Source organism: Rhodococcus sp. MT28 (assembly GCF_058792695.1).
The window spans coordinates 765,239-784,564 of record NZ_JBXAFD010000003.1; the positions used below are offsets into that span (position 1 = coordinate 765,239).

General features: G+C 63.3%; 17 protein-coding genes and 1 riboswitch. Of the genes, 6 read left to right on the forward strand and 11 right to left on the reverse strand.

Annotation, left to right across the window (positions count from 1 at the left end; translation table 11 throughout):
• The first annotated feature begins 16 nt into the window (after nucleotides 1-16).
• The 5 genes from AC1Q6C_RS16145 to AC1Q6C_RS16165 all read left to right on the forward strand — a co-directional run bounded on the left by AC1Q6C_RS16145 (nucleotide 17) and on the right by AC1Q6C_RS16165 (nucleotide 7,081).
• Nucleotides 17-448 (forward strand): universal stress protein, encoded by a 432-nt coding sequence (locus AC1Q6C_RS16145; RefSeq protein ID WP_230358692.1) that lies wholly within the window; start codon nucleotides 17-19, stop codon nucleotides 446-448.
• A gap of 44 nt (nucleotides 449-492) precedes the next feature.
• A complete protein-coding gene (locus tag AC1Q6C_RS16150) occupies nucleotides 493-1,743 on the forward strand; it encodes a saccharopine dehydrogenase family protein (protein WP_070161058.1) in 1,251 nt (416 codons plus the stop codon).
• A 152-nt stretch (nucleotides 1,744-1,895) separates the two neighbouring features.
• A complete protein-coding gene (locus tag AC1Q6C_RS16155) occupies nucleotides 1,896-4,079 on the forward strand; it encodes a malate synthase G (RefSeq protein ID WP_064074336.1) in 2,184 nt (727 codons plus the stop codon).
• Between the two features lie 159 nt (nucleotides 4,080-4,238).
• Nucleotides 4,239-5,933, forward strand: coding sequence for a VWA domain-containing protein (locus tag AC1Q6C_RS16160; RefSeq protein ID WP_230358693.1), 1,695 nt, complete (start codon nucleotides 4,239-4,241; stop codon nucleotides 5,931-5,933).
• On the forward strand, nucleotides 5,933-7,081 hold the full coding sequence (locus AC1Q6C_RS16165; protein ID WP_047270501.1) for a metallophosphoesterase: 1,149 nt from the start codon (nucleotides 5,933-5,935) through the stop codon (nucleotides 7,079-7,081). Before AC1Q6C_RS16160 ends, AC1Q6C_RS16165 begins: the two co-directional genes overlap by 1 nt.
• 22 nt (nucleotides 7,082-7,103) lie before the next feature.
• Here the strand turns inward: AC1Q6C_RS16165 and gcvP are convergent, their stop codons facing one another.
• From gcvP to AC1Q6C_RS16220, 11 genes are all read right to left on the reverse strand, one after another.
• The gene (gcvP, locus tag AC1Q6C_RS16170; RefSeq protein WP_230358695.1) at nucleotides 7,104-9,962 is read right to left on the reverse strand and encodes an aminomethyl-transferring glycine dehydrogenase; all 2,859 of its coding nucleotides are present in this window, start codon (nucleotides 9,960-9,962) and stop codon (nucleotides 7,104-7,106) included.
• A gap of 53 nt (nucleotides 9,963-10,015) precedes the next feature.
• Nucleotides 10,016-10,144, reverse strand: a riboswitch (glycine riboswitch).
• A gap of 220 nt (nucleotides 10,145-10,364) precedes the next feature.
• On the reverse strand, nucleotides 10,365-10,919 hold the full coding sequence (locus AC1Q6C_RS16175; protein ID WP_021344354.1) for a MerR family transcriptional regulator: 555 nt from the start codon (nucleotides 10,917-10,919) through the stop codon (nucleotides 10,365-10,367).
• Between the two features lie 332 nt (nucleotides 10,920-11,251).
• Nucleotides 11,252-11,725 (reverse strand): bifunctional nuclease family protein, encoded by a 474-nt coding sequence (locus AC1Q6C_RS16180; RefSeq protein ID WP_003946194.1) that lies wholly within the window; start codon nucleotides 11,723-11,725, stop codon nucleotides 11,252-11,254.
• A 93-nt stretch (nucleotides 11,726-11,818) separates the two neighbouring features.
• Entirely contained in the window at nucleotides 11,819-12,556 is a 738-nt protein-coding gene (ftsR, locus tag AC1Q6C_RS16185; protein WP_003946161.1) for a transcriptional regulator FtsR, read from the reverse strand.
• Nucleotides 12,556-13,050, reverse strand: coding sequence for a glycogen accumulation regulator GarA (gene garA / locus AC1Q6C_RS16190; protein WP_003946166.1), 495 nt, complete (start codon nucleotides 13,048-13,050; stop codon nucleotides 12,556-12,558). The genes ftsR and garA overlap by 1 nt, the downstream gene beginning before the upstream one ends.
• A gap of 211 nt (nucleotides 13,051-13,261) precedes the next feature.
• Nucleotides 13,262-13,666, reverse strand: a complete 405-nt coding sequence (gene gcvH / locus AC1Q6C_RS16195; RefSeq protein ID WP_003946160.1) for a glycine cleavage system protein GcvH — start codon at nucleotides 13,664-13,666, stop codon at nucleotides 13,262-13,264.
• Nucleotides 13,667-13,711: 45 nt separating this feature from the next.
• Nucleotides 13,712-14,494, reverse strand: a complete 783-nt coding sequence (locus tag AC1Q6C_RS16200; protein WP_047270499.1) for a DUF881 domain-containing protein — start codon at nucleotides 14,492-14,494, stop codon at nucleotides 13,712-13,714.
• A 3-nt stretch (nucleotides 14,495-14,497) separates the two neighbouring features.
• The gene (locus tag AC1Q6C_RS16205; protein WP_003946178.1) at nucleotides 14,498-14,848 is read right to left on the reverse strand and encodes a small basic family protein; all 351 of its coding nucleotides are present in this window, start codon (nucleotides 14,846-14,848) and stop codon (nucleotides 14,498-14,500) included.
• Between the two features lie 13 nt (nucleotides 14,849-14,861).
• A complete protein-coding gene (locus tag AC1Q6C_RS16210; RefSeq protein ID WP_003946177.1) occupies nucleotides 14,862-15,728 on the reverse strand; it encodes a DUF881 domain-containing protein in 867 nt (288 codons plus the stop codon).
• Nucleotides 15,725-16,324: a CDP-alcohol phosphatidyltransferase family protein gene (locus AC1Q6C_RS16215; protein WP_030537518.1), complete on the reverse strand. Its 600-nt coding sequence runs from the start codon at nucleotides 16,322-16,324 to the stop codon at nucleotides 15,725-15,727. Before AC1Q6C_RS16215 ends, AC1Q6C_RS16210 begins: the two co-directional genes overlap by 4 nt.
• A 109-nt stretch (nucleotides 16,325-16,433) precedes the next feature.
• A complete protein-coding gene (locus tag AC1Q6C_RS16220) occupies nucleotides 16,434-17,048 on the reverse strand; it encodes an NUDIX hydrolase (protein WP_003946186.1) in 615 nt (204 codons plus the stop codon).
• A 139-nt stretch (nucleotides 17,049-17,187) separates the two neighbouring features.
• Between AC1Q6C_RS16220 and AC1Q6C_RS16225 the strand changes: the two genes are divergently transcribed.
• Nucleotides 17,188-19,323 carry a bifunctional lysylphosphatidylglycerol flippase/synthetase MprF gene (locus AC1Q6C_RS16225; protein ID WP_047270497.1) on the forward strand — a complete coding sequence of 712 codons (2,136 nt, stop codon included), beginning with the start codon at nucleotides 17,188-17,190 and terminating at the stop codon, nucleotides 19,321-19,323.
• Nucleotides 19,324-19,326 lie beyond the last annotated feature (3 nt).

Below are 19,326 nucleotides of genomic sequence, written 5' to 3' on the forward strand. Positions count from 1 at the left end.
CCGACTCGGAGGAACCATGACGATCGCCGTCGTACACAAGGACAGCCCGGAAGGCCGTGCCGCAATCGTGGCCGCTGCACGGGAATCCGTGGGTCGAAGCGAGGAACTGCTGGTTCTGCACGTCCTGGACGACGTCAACATCGGAGGCACGGTCAACCTCGGAGATACCGAGGACGATCGGGCCGCTCTTCGCGGCGAGATCCAGTCAGCGCTCGACGCCGGTGGATTCTCGGAGACGAAGTGGGATCTGCGCACCACAGAGCACGACGGCGATCCGGTTACCGCGCTCGTCGACCTGGTCCACGGCGCGGGTGTCGATCTCCTGATCGTCGGAACACGCCGGATGTCCCCCATCGGCAAGTTCCTGCTCGAACGCCCGCTGCAACGCCTGTTGCTCGAAGTCGAGGCTCCGATCCTCGTCGTGAAGGAGCCCCTCCCCGCCGAGTGACCGCGGTCACATCACTTTCGACTACTCGTTTGTAGGCTGGCTCCATGACTGGAACCTCGCCCGCCCGAGAACTCGACATCATCGTCTACGGAGCGAGCGGCTTCGTCGGTAAGCTTCTCGCCGACTACCTCGTCAAACATGCTCCCGAAGGCACGAAGATCGGCCTCGGTGGCCGCTCCCTCGAGAAGTTGGCAGCCACTCGCGCCGATCTGGGTACTGCCGCTGCCGATCTCCCCCTGATCATCGCCGAAGCCGACGACGCCACGGCGCTGAGGGCACTCGCCCAGCGAACCCGGGTCGTCGCCACCACGGTCGGCCCGTATGCCAAGTACGGCCACGCCCTTGTTCACGAATGCGCCTCCGCCGGAACTCATTACGTCGACCTGACCGGTGAGGTGCTGTTCCACCGCGAGAGCATCGACGACAACCATGAGCTGGCGGTCTCGACCGGTGCCAAGATCGTCCATTCCTGCGGATTCGATTCCATCCCTTCCGATCTCGGAGTTCACGTCCTGCACGAGAAGGTCGCCGCCGACGGCGCCGGCGAGCTCACCGACACCACCCTGGTGGTCACGGCCCTGCGCGGCGGCGTGAGCGGTGGCACCATCGATTCGCTTCGCAACCAGATCGACGTGTCGAAAGACGATGCGCGCCTGCGGAAACTTGCTGCCTCGCCGTACTCGCTGAGCCCCGATCGTGATCGGGAGCCCGAACTCGGACGCCAGAGCGACGTGAGCGTGGTCGACGGCAAGAAGATCGATCCTTCGCTGAAGGGGTGGAAAGCGCCGTTCGTGATGGCGTCGTACAACACACGAGTCGTCCGTCGCAGCAATGCGCTCCGAGAGTGGGCGTACGGCAAGAAGTTCAAGTACAGCGAGGTGATGAGTGTCGGCTCTTCGGTGGTGTCACCGGTGATTGCGGGCGGCGTGGCGGTCGGCCTCGGTGCGCTGGTCGCCGGACTCGCCCTTCCCCCGACGCGCTTCCTTCTCGACAAGGTATTGCCGGCTCCCGGTGAAGGTCCGAGCGAGAGCACCCAGAAGAAGGGACACTTCACGCTCGACGTGTTCACCACGACCACGACCGGCGCCCGATACACCTCACGAGTGAAGGCGAAGGGCGACCCGGGATACAGCGCGACGGCGGTAATGCTCGGCGAATCTGCGTTGTCGTTGGCGAAGGACCAAAAGGCTCTTCCCCCGGCCACCGGCGTTTTGACTCCAGCGACAGCGCTCGGCGACGTCCTGGTCGAGCGTCTACGCGCGGCTGGTTTCGAGATTTCCGCGCGCAAACTCTAGACAGAACGAATTTCACTTGATCGTTTCAGCTCTTCGCGCCCGATTATCGCAGCTCAGGGCGCGGACAGCGGTGGGAATACTCCCAGGTAACATTGATGTTGGTTCATGGCATCCATATGTGATGCTCCGCTTTCGGAAAAGTGAGGCTATTCATGACTGAGCGCGTTCAGGTCGGCAGTCTTCAGGTTGCCAAGGTTCTCTACGACTTCGTGGTCGAGGAGGCTCTTCCCGGCACCGGTGTAGACGCCGAAACGTTCTGGGCCGGCGCCGACAAGGTCATCACCGAGCTCGCACCGAAGAACCGCGACTTGCTTGCCAAGCGTGACGATCTGCAGGCTCAGATCGATCAGTGGCATCGCGATCACGCCGGCGCTCCCATCGACGCCGCTGCATACAAGGCGTTCCTGCAGGAAATCGGCTACCTCCTGCCGACGCCTGCCGAATTCTCGGTCACCACCGCGAACGTCGACACCGAGATCACCTCGACGGCCGGCCCGCAGTTGGTCGTGCCGATCCTCAACGCGCGCTTCGCACTCAACGCGTCCAACGCCCGCTGGGGTTCGTTGTACGACGCGCTGTACGGCACCAACGCCATCTCCGAGGAGAACGGCGCCGAGAAGGGTTCCGGCTACAACAAGGTCCGCGGCGACAAGGTCATCGCCTGGGCGCGTGAATTCCTCGATGCGGCAGCACCTCTCGCGTCGGGATCGCATGCAGATTCAACCAAGTACGTTGTCGACGGCAGTGAACTGAAGATCACGTTGGCAGACGGTACTGTCACCACGCTCGCCCAGCCGGAGAAGTTCGTCGGCTACCTCGGCGAGAAGGACGCACCGACGAGCATCCTGCTGCTGAACAACGGATTGCACGCCGAGATCCAGATCGACGCCTCGTCCCCGATCGGCAGCACCGACGCCGCCGGCGTCAAGGACGTCGTTCTCGAATCCGCCGTCACCACGATCATGGACTTCGAGGACTCGGTCGCCGCTGTCGACGCCGACGACAAGGTTGTCGGCTACCGAAACTGGTTGGGTCTCAACCGTGGTGACTTGTCCGAGGAGATCAAGAAGGGCGCCAAGTCCTTCACCCGCACGCTCAACGGCGACCGTAAGTACACCGCAGTCGACGGCAGCGAACTCAGCCTGCACGGTCGTTCGCTCCTGTTCGTCCGCAACGTCGGTCACCTCATGACCAACCCCGCGATCCTCGACGCCGACGGCAACGAGGTCCCCGAGGGCATCCTCGACGCCTTGATCACCAGTGCCTGTGCAGTGCACGGCCTCTCGATCAGTGACGCCAACGGACCGCTCGACAACAGCCGCACCGGCTCGATCTACATCGTCAAGCCCAAGCAGCACGGTCCCGAGGAAGTTGCCTTCACCACCGAACTGTTCGGCCGTGTCGAGCAGGTCCTCGGGCTTCCGGAGAACACGCTCAAGGTCGGCATCATGGACGAGGAGCGTCGTACGACGGTCAACCTCGCTGCCTGCATCAAGGAAGCCGTCGACCGCGTGGTGTTCATCAACACCGGCTTCCTCGACCGCACCGGCGACGAGATCCACACCTCCATGGAAGCCGGCGCGATGGTCCGCAAGGCCGAGATGAAGAAGCAGAAGTGGATCGGTGCGTACGAGGACTGGAACGTCGACACCGGTCTGGCCTGCGGTCTGCAGGGCAAGGCTCAGATCGGCAAGGGCATGTGGGCCATGACCGAGTTGATGGCAGACATGCTCGAGCAGAAGATCGGTCACCCCAAGGCCGGCGCCAACACCGCATGGGTACCTTCGCCGACCGGCGCAACGCTGCACGCGACGCACTACCACCGCGTCGACGTGTTCGCTGTTCAGGACAGCCTGAAGGGAAAGCCGCGTGCGAGCGTCGACGACATCCTGACCATCCCGCTCGCTCCCAGCACCGACTGGACGGACGCGGAGAAGAAGGAAGAGCTCGACAACAACTGCCAGTCCATCCTCGGCTACGTGGTCCGTTGGATCGACGCGGGCGTTGGCTGCTCCAAGGTTCCCGACATCCACGATGTCGCGCTCATGGAGGATCGCGCCACGCTGCGCATCTCGAGCCAGCTACTCGCCAACTGGCTGCGTCACGGCATCGTCAGCGAGAGCGACGTTGTCAGTGCACTCGAGCGCATGGCCCCGGTTGTCGACCGTCAGAACGAGGGCGACGCCGAGTACCGCAACATGGCACCTGATTTCGATTCCAACATCGCGTTCCAGGCTGCCAAGGAACTCATCCTCGAAGGCGCGAAGCAGCCCAGCGGATACACGGAGCCGATCCTGCATCGCCGCCGCCGCGAGTACAAGGCCGCCAACGCCTGATTTCACCTTCTTCGAACTCGAAGCTGAACCCGAACAGCCTCGGCACCGCTCCCGGTGTCGAGGCTGTTCGCGTAGGCCCCGAAGTTTCGTCACTAGACTGGCCGAGGACACAGTCCGTTCAACAGACATTCTTCGAGTGACCAAGGTAGGGCAAGGTACGTGGGCGAACATCGCGGCGGGTCAGGCGCCAGAGGTATCAGTAAGGGGCCGATTCTCGTCGTCGTGCTGATCGTCTTGATCGTGGCAGGCTTCTTCGGATGGAAGGCCCTCAGCAACCGGATCGACGATCAGGGACAGCAGGCAGCCGGTACGTGCGTCGAGGGCAACAAGACACTCGACGTCACCGCGGATCCGTCCATAGCCCCACAGGTCGAGGAACTGGCGAAGCGGTACACCCAGACCTCGCCGGTGGTGCGTGATCACTGCATCGCCGTCGTGGTGCACGGTGCGCCGTCCGCGTCGGTCTCGACGGCACTCGAAGCCGGTCCGGCGGCCCCCTGGGACGACGCAGCATTGGGACCACGTCCCTCCCTGTGGATCCCGACGAGTTCGTTCGAACTCGCGCCACTGTCGGGCAAGGCCGTGATCAACGGTGATCCTCGCTCGCTCGCGAGTTCCCCGATCGTTCTGGCAGCCGGTCCCGAGACCGCGGCAGCATTGGCCGGCGCAGCATCGAGTTGGAAGTCTTTGCCTTCCGATCTGACGGTCGCCCTGCCGGTCGGAAGTACCGAAACCTCGATGGCTGCACAGGCGATCGCTGCCGACGTCGCCGATGCGGGTGCCGGACCGGTCACGACGGATCAGGCGAAGTCCGCGCAGGTCAACGCTGCGCTCAGTGCACGGGCGTTGCAGTTCCAATCCTTGCCGACTCCCCCCTCGTCCACCGCCGAAGCCCTCGGAGCACTGAGCGCCGGAACACCGGATTCGGTGAAAGCCGTTCCGGCCACGGAACAGTCGATAGCGCAGAGCGCGAACGCGGCGATGACGACGTACTCCCCCGCCGGCGCAACGCCAGTCGCGGACTATCCGGCGGTCATCGTCTCGGGCAGCGGGATCGACGAAACCGCGTCGCGCGCAGCGGCACAGTTTGCCGATTTCATGCGTGAGCCGAATCAGTCACAGTTGTTCGTCGGCGCCGGTTTCCGGGTCGAGGGCCAAGACCTTCCCGATCTCGGGGCGGTGTCCCCGGCCAAGATCTCGTCCACTTTGAAACCGGCTTCGGCGGAGACCGCAGCGGCGCTCGGTGACATAGTCGCCAACCCGGTCTCGCCGCGTAGTGCCACCATCCTGATGGACACGTCGGCGTCGATGGGTACCGACGACGGTGGCACTACCCGCTTGGCGAACGTTGCCTCGGCGGTGAACACCCAATTGGGTCGCAGCCCTGACGCTTCGGACATCGGCCTTCGCGAGTTCAGCACGGGCACCGACGGAAAACCGTCCGAGCGCATCCTGGTTCCGGGCGGTTCACTGTCCGAGCCGAATCGGCGTGCCACGATCACCGATTTCCTCAACGGGCTTCGGGCCGGCGGAAAGACCTCCAAATACCCGGCGCTTGCCAGCTCCTACAAAGCCGCCGTGGACGGTTTCGACGCGGGGCGAGTCAACTCGGTGCTGCTGATCACCTCGAGTACGCCTGACGAATCCGCCACGACGCGAGCCGAACTGCTCAGCGCGATCGCCGCTGCGGGCAATCCGTCGCGTCCGGTACAGGTCGACGTGATCGTCGTCGGTGCGGGCGACGACGTCTCCACACTCCAAGACGTCTCGGATCGGACGGGCGGAACATTGGTTCGGGTCGATTCGACGTCCGACCCCGCTCTCGCGGCCGCAGTGACCAAGATGCTGTCCTGATGGGGCGCGTCGCGGTTTTTGCAGTCCTTCTCGCCCTTCTGACCTGGTTCCTGCATCGCCGACTCGTTCGCGCCACCGGCATCCCGAGGCGATGGGCTCGTCTCGCCGACACTGCGCTTGTCGTCTTGGCGGTCTCGACGCTCATCGGGGTCGGCAGCGGCGAAGTCTTTCCGACATCGTGGGCGCGACCGATCGGATTTGTCGGATGGGTCTGGCTGGCTTCGTGGCTGTATCTGATTCCCGGACTGCTCGTGATCGGCCTGTTCGCCGGGATCGGTCGACTACGTGCACGCCACACGGATACCACGACCGAAGTCGACCCAGCCAAGCGTCGTACGTTGCAGTTGGCTACGGCAGCAGTCACTCTCGCGGCGATCGGCACCGCCGGCTACGGCGTCTACGAGGCGTCGGGCCCCAAGATTTCCCGCGTCCGCGTGCCGCTCGCTCGCCTACCTGAGGGCTTCAACGGATACCGGATCGCCTTGATCACCGACCTGCACGTGGGACCGGCCCGCGGGGTCGACTTCACCCGCAAGGTGGTCGATATCGTGAACTCGCAGAATGTCGATCTGATCGCGATCGGCGGCGACCTCGTAGACGGAACCGTCGCGAAAGTTGCTCCCGATCTTGCTCCGCTCGCCGATCTTCGGGCGCCCGACGGAATCTTCGGAGTCAGCGGAAACCACGAGTTCTACGCCGACGACGGCGGCAAATGGCTCGACGTGTGGGAGACATTGGGGATCACCACACTTCGCAACAGCCGCACCTCGATCCAGCATGGCGGCGATACCATCGACATCGTGGGCATCCACGACTACACGTCGCCGGCCCCGTACGAGCCGAACCTGACTGCCGCGCTCGCAGGTCGCGATCCGAATACTTTCGCCTTGCTTCTCGCGCACGAACCGCGTCAAGCGATCGAGGCATCCGAGATGGGTATCGATCTGCAACTGTCCGGGCACACTCACGGCGGTCAGATGTGGCCGCTGCGGTATCTCGTTCCGCTGCAGCAGCCTTCGGTGCAAGGCTTGGACAGGGTCGGAAACACAGTGCTGTACACGACGCGTGGCGCCGGGGCTTGGGGTCCGCCGGTACGCGTCGGCGCCCCGCCGGAGATCACTGTTCTCGAACTCGTACGCGAGAGGTGATGATCTCCGGCGGGCACACGCCTTAGTTGCCTGCGAACGCTTCGATCGGCGGGCAGGAGCAGACCAGGTTGCGGTCGCCATGTGCACCGTCGATACGACGCACGGACGGCCACACCTTCGGGCGAGCCTTGCCACGCGGGAAGACGGCGATCTCACGCGAGTACGGGTGATCCCACTGCTCTGCAATGCTTCCCGCAGTGTGGGGAGCACCGCGTAGCGGGTTGTCCTCCACCGTCCACTCGCCCGCTCCGACGCGATCGATTTCGCCGCGAATGGCGATCATCGCCTCGCAGAACTCGTCGATCTCTTCGAGGTTCTCGCTCTCGGTGGGCTCGACCATCAGTGTGCCGACCACGGGGAAGCTCATGGTCGGAGCATGGAAACCGTAGTCGGCCAGACGCTTTGCCACGTCGTCGACGGTGACGCCGGTGTCCTTGGTCAACCCACGGAGGTCGAGGATGCACTCGTGCGCGACCATGCCGTTCTCGCCGGTGTAGAGAACCGGGAAGTACTCGTCGAGTCGACGCGCGATGTAGTTGGCCGACGCGATGGCGGTCAGGCTGGCGCGGCGCAGGCCCGCAGCACCCATCATCCGGATGTAGGTCCAGGTGATGGGCAGAATGGACGCACTGCCATACGGCGCTGCCGAGATCGTTCCTCTACCACCGAGTTCGGGGGCCATCGGGTGTCCGGGTAAAAACGGCGTCAAGTGTGAGCGCACACCGATCGGGCCGACGCCGGGTCCGCCGCCGCCGTGCGGGATGCAGAAGGTCTTGTGCAGATTCAGGTGGCTGACGTCGCCGCCGAATCGGCCCGGACGGGCAAGGCCGACAAGCGCATTGAGGTTGGCGCCGTCGACGTACACCTGGCCACCGGCGTCGTGTACCGCTGCACAGATGTCGGAGATCTCGTGCTCGTAGACACCGTGTGTTGAAGGGTAGGTGATCATGATCGCGGCGAGACGCTCGGCATGATCGGCGATCTTCGCGCGCAGATCGTCGACGTCGACGTCACCGTTGGGACGGCAGGCGACAACCTCGACGCGCATCCCGGCCATGACGGCAGAAGCCGCGTTGGTGCCGTGAGCACTCGACGGAATGAGGCAGGTGTCGCGGTGGTCGTCGCCCCGGCTGAGGTGGTAGTTGCGGATCGCGAGCAGGCCCGCGTATTCCCCCTGGCTGCCGGCGTTGGGTTGCAGGCTGACGTTGTCGTAGCCGGTGACCGCGACCAGCCAGTCTTCGAGATCCTTGATGATCTTCAGCAGACCGGGCGCATCCGATGTCGGCGCGAACGGATGGATCGCGTTGAACGCGGGCCAGGTGATGGATTCCATCTCGGCGGTCGCATTGAGCTTCATGGTGCACGAACCCAGCGGGATCATGCTGCGATCGAGGGCGATGTCCTTGTCGGACAGCGCGCGCAGGTAGCGAAGCATTGCCGTTTCCGTACGGTAACGGGTGAAGGCTTCGTGCTGCAGGTAGTCGGAGGTGCGCTCCTGAGCAGCCGGAACCGAATTGCCCTCGGCTTCGATGGCGACAACAGCATCCTCGATCCCGAACGCGTCGAGCACGGCAAGGACGTGGTCGGCGGTCGTGGCCTCGTCGCAGGAGATACCGACATGATCGGCATCGACCAGACGCAGGTTGATCCCGGATTCCTTGGCCGCAGCGACGACGTCGGCCGCCTTGCCCGGAACCTGAGCGAGCACGGTGTCGAAGAACGAATCGTGGACGACGGTCACGCCGCCTTCGCGCAGGCCGTTTGCCAACGCGTGTGCGCGGGCAGCGACGCGCAACGCAATCGCCTTGAGTCCCTCGGCGCCGTGGTAGCTCGCGTACATCGCAGCGAGGATGGCGAGGAGCACCTGAGCGGTACAGATGTTGGACGTCGCCTTCTCGCGGCGAATGTGCTGCTCACGTGTCTGCAGCGCCAGGCGGTACGCCTTGTCTCCGTCTGCGTCGATGGAGACGCCGACCAAGCGGCCGGGCAGCTGACGCGCATGCTTGGAGTGCACGGCCAGGTAACCGGCGTGCGGTCCGCCGTATCCCATGGGAACACCGAAACGCTGGGTGGTTCCGAAGCACGCATCCGCGCCGAGCTCACCGGGTGAGGTGATGAGCGTCATCGCGAGGAGGTCGGCGCCGACGGCAACCAGTGCGCCGCGCTCGTGAGCTTCCGCGATGATCGAGGTGTAATCGACGACTCGTCCCGAGGCACCTGGGATCTGGGCGATGACGCCGAAGAAGTCACCTTCCGGAAGACCAGCGGTGAGGTCCGCGGAGACGATCTCGATGCCGAGCGGCTCGGCGCGAGTCTCGATGACGGCGAGGGTCTGCGGGTAGAGATCGGCGTCGACGACAAATCGTGGGGACTTGCTGCGGTTCGCGCGGCGCAGGAGCGTCATGGCTTCGGCAGCGGCGGTGGCCTCGTCGAGCATCGACGAGTTTGCCAGTTCCATGCCGGAGAGATCGGCGACCATGGTCTGGAAGTTGAGGAGGGCTTCGAGACGGCCCTGGCTGATCTCCGGCTGATACGGGGTGTACGCGGTGTACCAGGCCGGGTTCTCGATGATGTTGCGCAACAACACCGGCGGCGTCAACGTGTCGAAGTAGCCGAGGCCGATCATCGACGTCGCGACGGTGTTCTGGGCTGCGAGTGCAGTCAGTTCGGCAAGTGCCTCGTGCTCTCCGACCGGAAGCGGCAGAGCGCCGAGTCCGGCAGCGATGCCGTTCGGGGCAGCGTCGAGGATGACGGAGGGAACGGCCTTGGTTGCCAGTTCGTCGAGTGAATCGACCCCGACGAGTTCGAGGATGCGCGCGAGTTCCGCGGCGTTCGGACCGACATGGCGGTCGGCAAATATACGGCTTGCAGCGTCGATCACGACAACTCCCAGACAGATCGGAGGATCAGGACACACACCGAACTGCGGTGTGTTCCTCCCCCTCTGTCGCATGCTCGATTCCCGAGCGCCTGAGAGATTCGGTAGTGATCCGCCGAAGGCGGAAGCCACAGCCTTTCCCCGTCGGCGGGTGGGTTGTCCCACCGCTTTCCAGAGGCGTCGGAGCCCGTACGGTCCTTGGTGCCTGAGAGATTGACGGGGAGGTATTGCTCCTTCGGCGCCCTGATCCCGCTCACGACTGACCTTTGAGACAAAGACTGAAACAAAGACAAGTTCGGTGAATCGGTATCCGAGGCTCTCCCGTACGCCGGCGACGCAGGCTCAGTCTAGTTGACCGAAACGCCTACCTGCACCGTGGCATCCTCCAAAGAGATGTGACGTACGTTATCCGGTTTTGCGGCTGGCGCGATTCTTGCGTCGCGAAGCCAACTCGTCTTCCGGGTTGGGATCACTTTCGCCGCCGTCGGCCCGCTCGGCGGGGAAGTCGGCGATCGTTCCGGTGAGTTCACGCATCGCGCCACTGACTGCGATGCCGAATACGCCCTGCCCACCCTGGAGGAGGTCGACGACCTCTTCGGGGGACGTGCATTCGTACACGGTGGTGCCGTCGGAGAACAGAGTGATGTTGGCAAGATCGCGGACGCCACGCTTACGGAGGTGATCGACGGCAACGCGGATGTTCTGCAGTGAGATGCCGGTATCGAGCAGACGCTTCACGATCTTCAGAACGAGAATGTCCTTGAAGGAGTACAGACGTTGGCTTCCGGATCCGGCAGCGCCACGGATCGACGGAACAACCAACGACGTCCGTGCCCAGTAGTCGAGTTGGCGGTACGTGATCCCGGCGATCTGGCACGCACTGGGTACTCGATATCCGACGAGGTCGTCGGGGATGGAATCGTCCGGGAACAAGCCCGGCTGCAGCTCTTCGGAAGACATTTCTGCAGTCGCGGCACTACCGGCTATGCCCGTCCCGCGCTCATTCGACTGTTCTTCCACTGCCGTCTCCCTCTCGCTTCGCCATCATGTAACCAACCTGTGCTATCAGCAGTCACGAGAATCCCGTGCCGACCGAACTTTCAGATGTGAATCCAAGGCAGGTAATTCCATGAGTGGACTTACCCAGAGTACGCCTCGATCGACAAGGCGAGAAGATCTCCACCGCACGCAACGGTAAGTCCAGGAGGGTGCATGGTCAACGCAACACGCCGACCGAGACTCAACCTCTACTTGAGAGTTGAAGACTAAAGTCCGCAACCAGTCAATTCAGGCTAACCATCAGTGGCTTTGAAATCGTCCGGCGAGATGGTGTCGAGGAATTCCTTGAACTTCTCGACCTCGTCTTCGCGCTCGTCGGGAATGACCAGACCGGCCTCGGCGAGAACAGCCTCCGACGCGAAGATCGGAACGCCGATGCGCAGGGCCAATGCAATCGAGTCCGACGGACGTGCCGAGACAGTGGTCTGCTCGTCGAAGACGAGATCCGCGTAGAAAGTGCCCTCTTGCAGGTCCACGATCCGAACTTCCTTGAGGCTCCGACCGAAAGATTCGATCAAGATCTTGATCAGGTCGTGAGTCAGCGGCCGCGCCGGCTCGACTCCCTGTTGTTCGAGAACAATCGCGGTAGCTTCGGTTTGCCCGATCCAGATCGGCAGGTACCGATCGCCGTCGGACTCTCGCAGCAACAGGACCGGCTGATTCTGAGGCTGCTCGACACGAACTCCGATCACACGCATTTCGCCCATCGAGCTTGCCTCCAACCTGACGTGATCCAGCCGACCGACTCCGATGCGGTCGTACTGAAATTCTATTCGAGTGTGCCCCGCTGATCGAGGAACTCAGCGATCGAGACTTCCCCGAACTGCCGATTTGACCAGACACGTGTGCAAAGTCAGTGACAGAGCGGCCAGCTCCCGCACCATTTCCTCGGCACGATCACGTGCTCCGGCGTCACGACCCTTGGCAACCGGTCCGGCGATCTGAGTCACCAGTCCCGCTTCGCGATCAGCAGCCAACTTGAACGCGCGCAGATGGCGAACCTCCAAGCCGTACTCGGACATCGCCTTAGCGGTGCGCGCCAACGTCACGGCATCCTCGTCGAAGAAGCCCGCCGCGCCGGGAACGACCAAACCGGTGCGGATCAGATCGGTCAGAAACCGATCGTCGATGTCAGCGCGCGCGAGAAGATCCTGACGACCGACTCGAACTTCGCGATCGACCCGGAACGCCTCGGGTGAGACATCGCCCGTAGCGATCGACAGGACGCGAGCACGACGAGGCGCAGGAACTTCTGCACTCACCGTCGCTGCGCCACTGTCGATCGCTTCGAGTTGTTCTTTGATCACTTTGAGCGGCAGGTACTGATCGCGTTGAGCGGTCAGCACGAAGCGAAGACGCTCGCAGTCCTCGACAGAGAATCTGCGGTATCCCGACGGTGTCCGTTGCGGGCTGATCAAGCCCTCGGACTCGAGGAAACGGATCTTCGAAATCGTCACGTCGGGAAAATCTGGACGCAACCGATCCAGCACGGAACCAATCGACATTCCGGGCTGGCTCTGCTGCCGCACTGCCGTCATTAGCTACCCGCACCTGCTGACGACTCGCCGACCTGCGAACCGCCGGCACGAGGGCCGGTGAGGAACACCAGACGGAACTTGCCGATCTGAACCTCGTCACCATTCGCGAGAACTGCCGAATCGACAGGCTCACGGTTGACGTAGGTGCCGTTGAGGCTTCCGACGTCGACGACGTGGAAATCTGCATCTTCCTGACGGAACTCGGCGTGACGACGGCTGACGGTCACGTCGTCCAGGAAGATGTCGCTGTCCGGGTGCCGACCTGCCGACGTCGTCGGCTGATCGAGCAAGAAGCGGGATCCTGCATTCGGTCCCCGCTTGACCACCAGAAGTGCGGCTCCGGCGGGAAGGCCTTCCACGCCCGAAACCGGCTGCTCGGCGGCCGGTGCTGCAGAGGAGGTGTTGTCGAGCTCATTGAGGAAGTCCGCGCGGAAAACCGAAGTGGTCTCCGCCGGCGACTCCCCATAGCCCGCGTCGTTACCGTTCTCGCTCACTGTTTCTCCTCCTGGGTCAATCATCCAGATCATGAATCACTGGACTACGCAGTGCACTTTCTTCACGAGCATCTTTCACAGTCACGTTCGATACGGCCCTGCGCCCCGACTCGGCACATGCGTACCTAACGACCGTACCCTGCGCAGACCGCCGTGTGCAGCGAGACAGGCCGCGACACAACACGAGTTGGCCGGTCCACGCGCAGGTTTTCTACTCGGACGTGAGTCCCTTGTATGCCTCCGCGTCCAGAGTTGCCGCGAGTGCGGCGTCGAGTGTGGCCTCGTCGGCAACCTCGAGTTCGACCAACCAACCCGTGTCGTACGGGTCGGTGTTGACGAGGTCGGGCTGTCCGTCCAATTCACCGTTCGCTGCAAGAACTTTCGCAGTGAACGGAGCAAAGATGTCGGAGACGCTCTTGGTCGACTCGACCTCACCGAGCGATTCACCGGCGGTCACGTCTTCGTCGACAGCGGGAAGCTGGACGAACACGACGTCACCGAGCTGCGACTGAGCAAAGTCGGTGATACCGACTCGAACTGAGGTCGGGCCGGTTCGCTTCACCCACTCGTGCTCCGCGGTGTAGCGCAGATCGGTAGGTGTATCGAGCTCACTCACAGTGGCTTCCTTTCACAGGCCGTCCGAAAGTCGGACGCAAAAAGATCAATTTCCGGGTTGAGCGTATTGGCGCGGATTCAATTGTCGCAAGACGGAGATCGTGACCTGCTGCGATTGCTCGACGGACGACGTTCCGCCATTGCGTGCGACATTGTCGAAGACGCCTCCGGGAATGTTCAACGCTGCCGCCAATGTCGGCGGATCTCCGATCGCGGTCACAGTGTACGGCTGCTCGATCCGGGTTCCGTCCAATTCGATCTCGCCGCCGCGCCCACTCACCCACGAGTTCACGCCGATACGAATGGGTTCGCCGTTCGCACCTGCGATCGAGATGGCTTCGGCACCGGCAGCACGCAGTTCCTGGATGAGATCGAGAATCACTTCCGATCCGACGCCGCCCGCCGGATCTGTCAGGGTCATCGTCACACCCGGTCCAGTGGCCGGAGCGGTCCCCACTTGAATGGAGAGTGAGGTCAGCCGCGCCCGCGCCTCGTCCAGCGCTGCTCCCGTGTTGCCACCGGCTTCCAAAGTGGCAAGCGATTCCTGAAGATTCGCGACTTCCTGCCTCAGCGCGGCTTCGCGCCGATTCAAATTGTCGAGAACCACCAGGAGGTCGGCAGGGCGCGCGGCGTCGAGTGAATCTCCGGCCACTGTGCTGCGTACCTGTGTGGCAATCGCAACGCCGAGCACGCTCAACAGCACAGCAGCGAGGATTGCGAAGACGACGTTGGTGCGGTGTTTGGACGGTGAACGCAACTCGTGACGACCTTCACCCGCAGTGGTGACGGGAGGTTCTTCTTCCGGTTCGGTCGTGGAATGTTCCGCCATGACTCACGCTCCGAACAGTCGGCGTCGCAATGCCGCTGCGTTGCCGAAGATCCGGATACCCAACACGACGACGATCGCCGTCGAGAGTTGAGTACCGACACCCAACTGATCACCGAGCCAGACGATCAACGACGCGACAAGCACGTTGAAGACGAAGGAAACCACGAACACCTTCGCGTCGAAGATTTCGTCCAGATACGCGCGTAGTCCACCGAAGACGGCGTCGAGCGCCGCAACGACAGCGATCGGAAGATAGGGCTGGATCACGTCGGGCACCTGCGGGCTGAAAACTACGCCCAGGACGATGCCGACGACCAGTGCTGCGAGTCCGTACAGGGCGGAACCGGCCTTCATCGAACTCCTTCTGTCACTTGGGTTCTGTGGGTTCTGTTGCCACTCGGACGGCGCGAGGCGCCGCAGGCGGCAGAGTCAACGAATCGTCTTCGGCCACCGCGAAACCGACTCCGTACAGTTGCGAGACGCTAGACATTCTCACGTAGGCGTCGCTGACGACGAATTTCCGCTGCAGTGCTCGCGTGTCTCCGATCGCCTCGACGAGGTACGGGGAGAAAACAGGTTGGTTGTCGACGAGCATCGCGCCGCCCGCCTGACGAATGGTCACCGTCGGCCCGATTCGCACGCCGCCGACGGCGATCGCCTCCGCTCCCCCAGCCCACAGGGCGTTTACGACGGTCTGCAGATCGCGATCGAGGACAACTGTCTTACCGCCGACACTCCGTTGCGACGCATCCGAGAGGTTCGGGCGTCCGGCCGGGTCCGTCAACGTCACCACCAGTCCCTCCCCGTGAACAGCTTCGGCTCCTGCGCCGGATTCGACCGCTCGCAGTTGGTCGAGGACGGCGCTGCCGCGTGCATCGCCTTCGAGCGCCACGCCGCGCGCTGCGTCGACGGCGCCGCCGAGTGAATCGCGGGACGCGGCCAGTGAATCGATTCGATCCTCCGCATCACGGACCTTCGCCACCAACTCGCTTCGAACCTCTTCGGTGCCGGTCACCTGCTTCGTCGCCTGAACAGCCGAGACCGTGACGATGAACCCGATCAACAGTGCGCCGAGGGCCAGCCACGGCCCCGTCTTCGAGGATCTGTTCTTGGTGTGCTCGTGCTGGCGTTCGAATGCAGTTGCCTCGTAGCCCGGGTCGAGATGTTCGGTCATGAGTGACCGAAGCAGCGACGGTACCGGGTTACGACGGACGTCCTCCCCGGTCGACTTCATCGGGGCACGACCTCGTGGGTTCGCGCAACGTCAACGGCCTTGAGCACGTAGATCGCGGCAGTCCACACGTACAGGACGGTTCCCCAGATCAGGAAAGCGAAACCGAAGGCATGGGTGAACGGTCCGATGGCCCAGTCTCCGTGCCCGGCAAGAATCAACGGCAGCGCGAACATCAGTAGGAAGGTCGCAGCCTTGCCGAGATAAACCACCTCGGGCGGTGGCAGGCCACGCCTGCGGTAGATCGGCAGCGTCAACGCAAGCAGAAGATCACGGCCGATGAGTATCGCTGCGACCCACCAGGGAATGAAATCGCGGGCGACGAAGGTGACCAGTGTCGTCACGACGTACAGACGATCGACCAGCGGGTCGAGAAGCGCTCCCAGACGCGAGGTCTGTCCGAGCACTCTGGCCAGCTTGCCGTCGAGCCAGTCGGTGAACCCGCTGAGCATCAGCAGCGCCAATGCCCAGCCGTCCGAGTGCGTGACGAGCAGCAGGTAAGCGAACAGTGGCAGAGCGAGTAGACGCACGATACTGAGCACGTTGGGAACAGTGAGAATCCGATCCGTGGGGATCGGTTCTTGTTCGCCAGAGTTCACTGCACACACCTCGCGTCGTTCGATTGCCGTGCGGCCAGCTTTCCACAGCACGACGGACTATTCGCCGAGGCGCCGTAGCCTGAACTGTCCCGAGCGTGTCGAGCTGCCCTTATCTCCAGGCGAACACCGGCTGCTCGAGCTTGTCGATGCGCGTGTGCCGTCCGTTCAGCACTTCGCGGAACTGATAGATGACGGCTCCGGTCGGCGCATGGATCAGGCTCGTTCGGAACGGCCATTGGATCACCGGGTTCGGTGACTCCTCGATGGTGACGAAGCGCGAGTCCACGTCGAGCTCCTCCGACGTGACGGCATACACCTGGGCCACCTCGTCGGGATTGGGTACCAGTCCCCCGATGTCCTCGCCCGACCACATGACGAACGGCCGGATCACGAATCCCGAACGAGTGACGTAGTCGTCGAGCCGGCCGATGATCTTCGACTCGGGAACGTCGACACCCAGCTCCTCGGAAAGTTCCCGAACCGCTGCCTGTTCGGACGACTCGCCCGGGTCGACGCTTCCGCCCGGCAACGCGAATTGACCGGGGTGGGCGCGCATCTTGCTCGGCCGCTTCGTCACCGGGAACACTGGTGTTCCGTCCGCTGTCCGCATGACGACGATGACCACCGACGCCGAGCGCCTTCCGTCCAATTCGACCGACCGAGGTTCGAAAGCGGCAAGTGAGGCGACCACGTGGTCCCGATTCAGTAAATCTCCGTTCACCATGGCTCGACAGTAGCGCCACGAGACTGAGACCCTCAGCCAGTCTGGTCCATTTTGGCCGCTTCGCCTGATTATCGGTCTGTATTCCTGTCATGCTGAACAGGCAGAATCCACCGTGCGGCATGGCGAGAAGAGAACCTCGATGGCTGAGCAGTCCCAGACCCCCACCCCGCAGACCGACCAGAGCGCGCCGGGCGCGTCGAATCGGGCCTCTCGCTTTGCCTCCGACACGCTGAGCGTCCTGCGGCGTGTGCCGTTCACCGCGAGCGTCGTGCTCACCATCACCGTCGTCGGGATCGCGACGGGCGCCCTGTGGAATCACGTCCGTACCTACTCGTGGTTCAACGACATCGCCTACGGAGTTCCTGCCTTGCAGGAAGGCAAGTGGTGGACTCTCGTCACGGGGTGGTTCTTCGGATTGACGCCGGGTCAGTATGTTTCGATCATCGTCGTTTTTGCCTTCGCGGTCGGCTGGTGCGAATGGCGCCTGGGAACCAAGAACGCGGCCATCGTCACGATCAGCGGTCAGTTGGCGGGCGAACTCGGTGCATCGCTCCTCCTCTGGGCGGGCAGCCACACCGACTGGGATTGGGCTCGCAACCTCGCCACCCACCGCGACGTCGGTGTCACCACCGCAATCATCGCCGCACTCGCCGCGACCACAGCAACACTCCGCTCGCCCTGGCGAATGCGAGTCCGCGCCATTCTGTGTGCGTACATTGCGATCGCGTTCCTCTTCGAAGGCCGCCTCGCCGACGTGCAGCACCTCATCGCGGTCGCGATATTCCTGCCGGTGGGCGAGAAGTTCTTCGGCGACGGAGAGCGCGGGTTCATCCCCCGAACGCGACGCGAGATCCGCCTGCTCGGATTCATCGGCCTGCTCCTGATCGGCGTGGTCGAGATCGCCGTCTGGCTGTTCCCCGGAAGCGGACCGTTCGGGCCGACGGAAGCCGAAACCGGTTCGGGCTGGACGGCATTGATCGACGTGGTCATCGTTGCCCTGATCGCGGACCAGTTGCGACGAGGTCGCCGCTGGGCCTGGTGGGTTGCCGTGGTGTTCGGTTCACTGACGGTTTTGGCCACCGCCCTCGTCCTCGTCTCGGTCATCTTCTTCGACTACGAGAGCGCCGGCGCCGTCACGGTCGGTACCGCGCTGCTCTGGCTTCTCGAACTCATCTTGTTGATCAAGGGCCGCCACGCTTTTCACGTACCGATGCGGCGCAAGATTCGAGGCGGGCCGTTGTCCGGGAACGATCCGCGCGCCGCCGCTCGGGAACTGCTCAAACGACACGGCGGCGGAACCATGTCGTGGATGACGACGTGGGACGGCAACAGTTACTACTTCGGCGAGTCGGGTGAGAGCGTCGTTGCATTCCAACGGCATGTCGGTGTCGTCGTGGTCCTGGCGGATCCGATAGCGAGCCCCGACCGACTTGCCGCAGCGGTCGACGAATTCACGACGATGTCCGAAGCCAACGGCCTCACTCCCTGCTTGTTCTCCGTGGGGAAGGAGACAGCCGACGCCGCCACCCGGCGTGGCTGGCGCACCGTTCAGGTCGCCGAAGACACGATCGTCGACCTACCAGAACTGCAGTTCACCGGTAAATCCTGGCAGGACATCCGCTCGGCGCTCAACAAGGCCAAGAAGGACGACATCACCTTCCGGATGACAACATTGGCCGACGAGCCGTTCTCCGTATTGGCTCAGGTGCGCGCCATCTCCGAGGAATGGGTGGGCGACAAGGGGCTACCCGAGATGGGGTTCACCCTCGGAAGCGTCGAGGAGGCGCTCGATCGCGACGTCCGTGTCGGCTTGGCCGTCGACCCGACCGGAAGCATTCACGGCGTCACCTCGTGGTTGCCGGTGTACGGCGAAGGCGGCGTGGTTCAGGGTTGGACACTCGACGTCATGCGTCGACGTCCCGACGGGTTCCGTCCGGTGGTCGAGTTCCTCATCGCATCGTCGGCCCTCGAGTTCAAAGAACAAGGTGCCCAATTCGTCTCACTGTCCGGAGCACCGCTCGCCCGCAGCGACGACGGCGCCGACGCCGCATCGATGGACCGCCTGCTGGACATGCTCGGAGCCGCGATGGAACCGCTGTACGGCTTCCGGTCTCTTCACGCGTTCAAGAAGAAGTTCAAGCCGAGGTACGAACCCGTTTTCCTGTGTTTCCGCGACGAGGCCGACCTGCCTCGGATCGGAATCGCACTGACGCGTGCCTACCTGCCCGACGCAACGGCTCCTCAGCTGATCAAGCTCGCCACCAGCAAGAGTTGACGC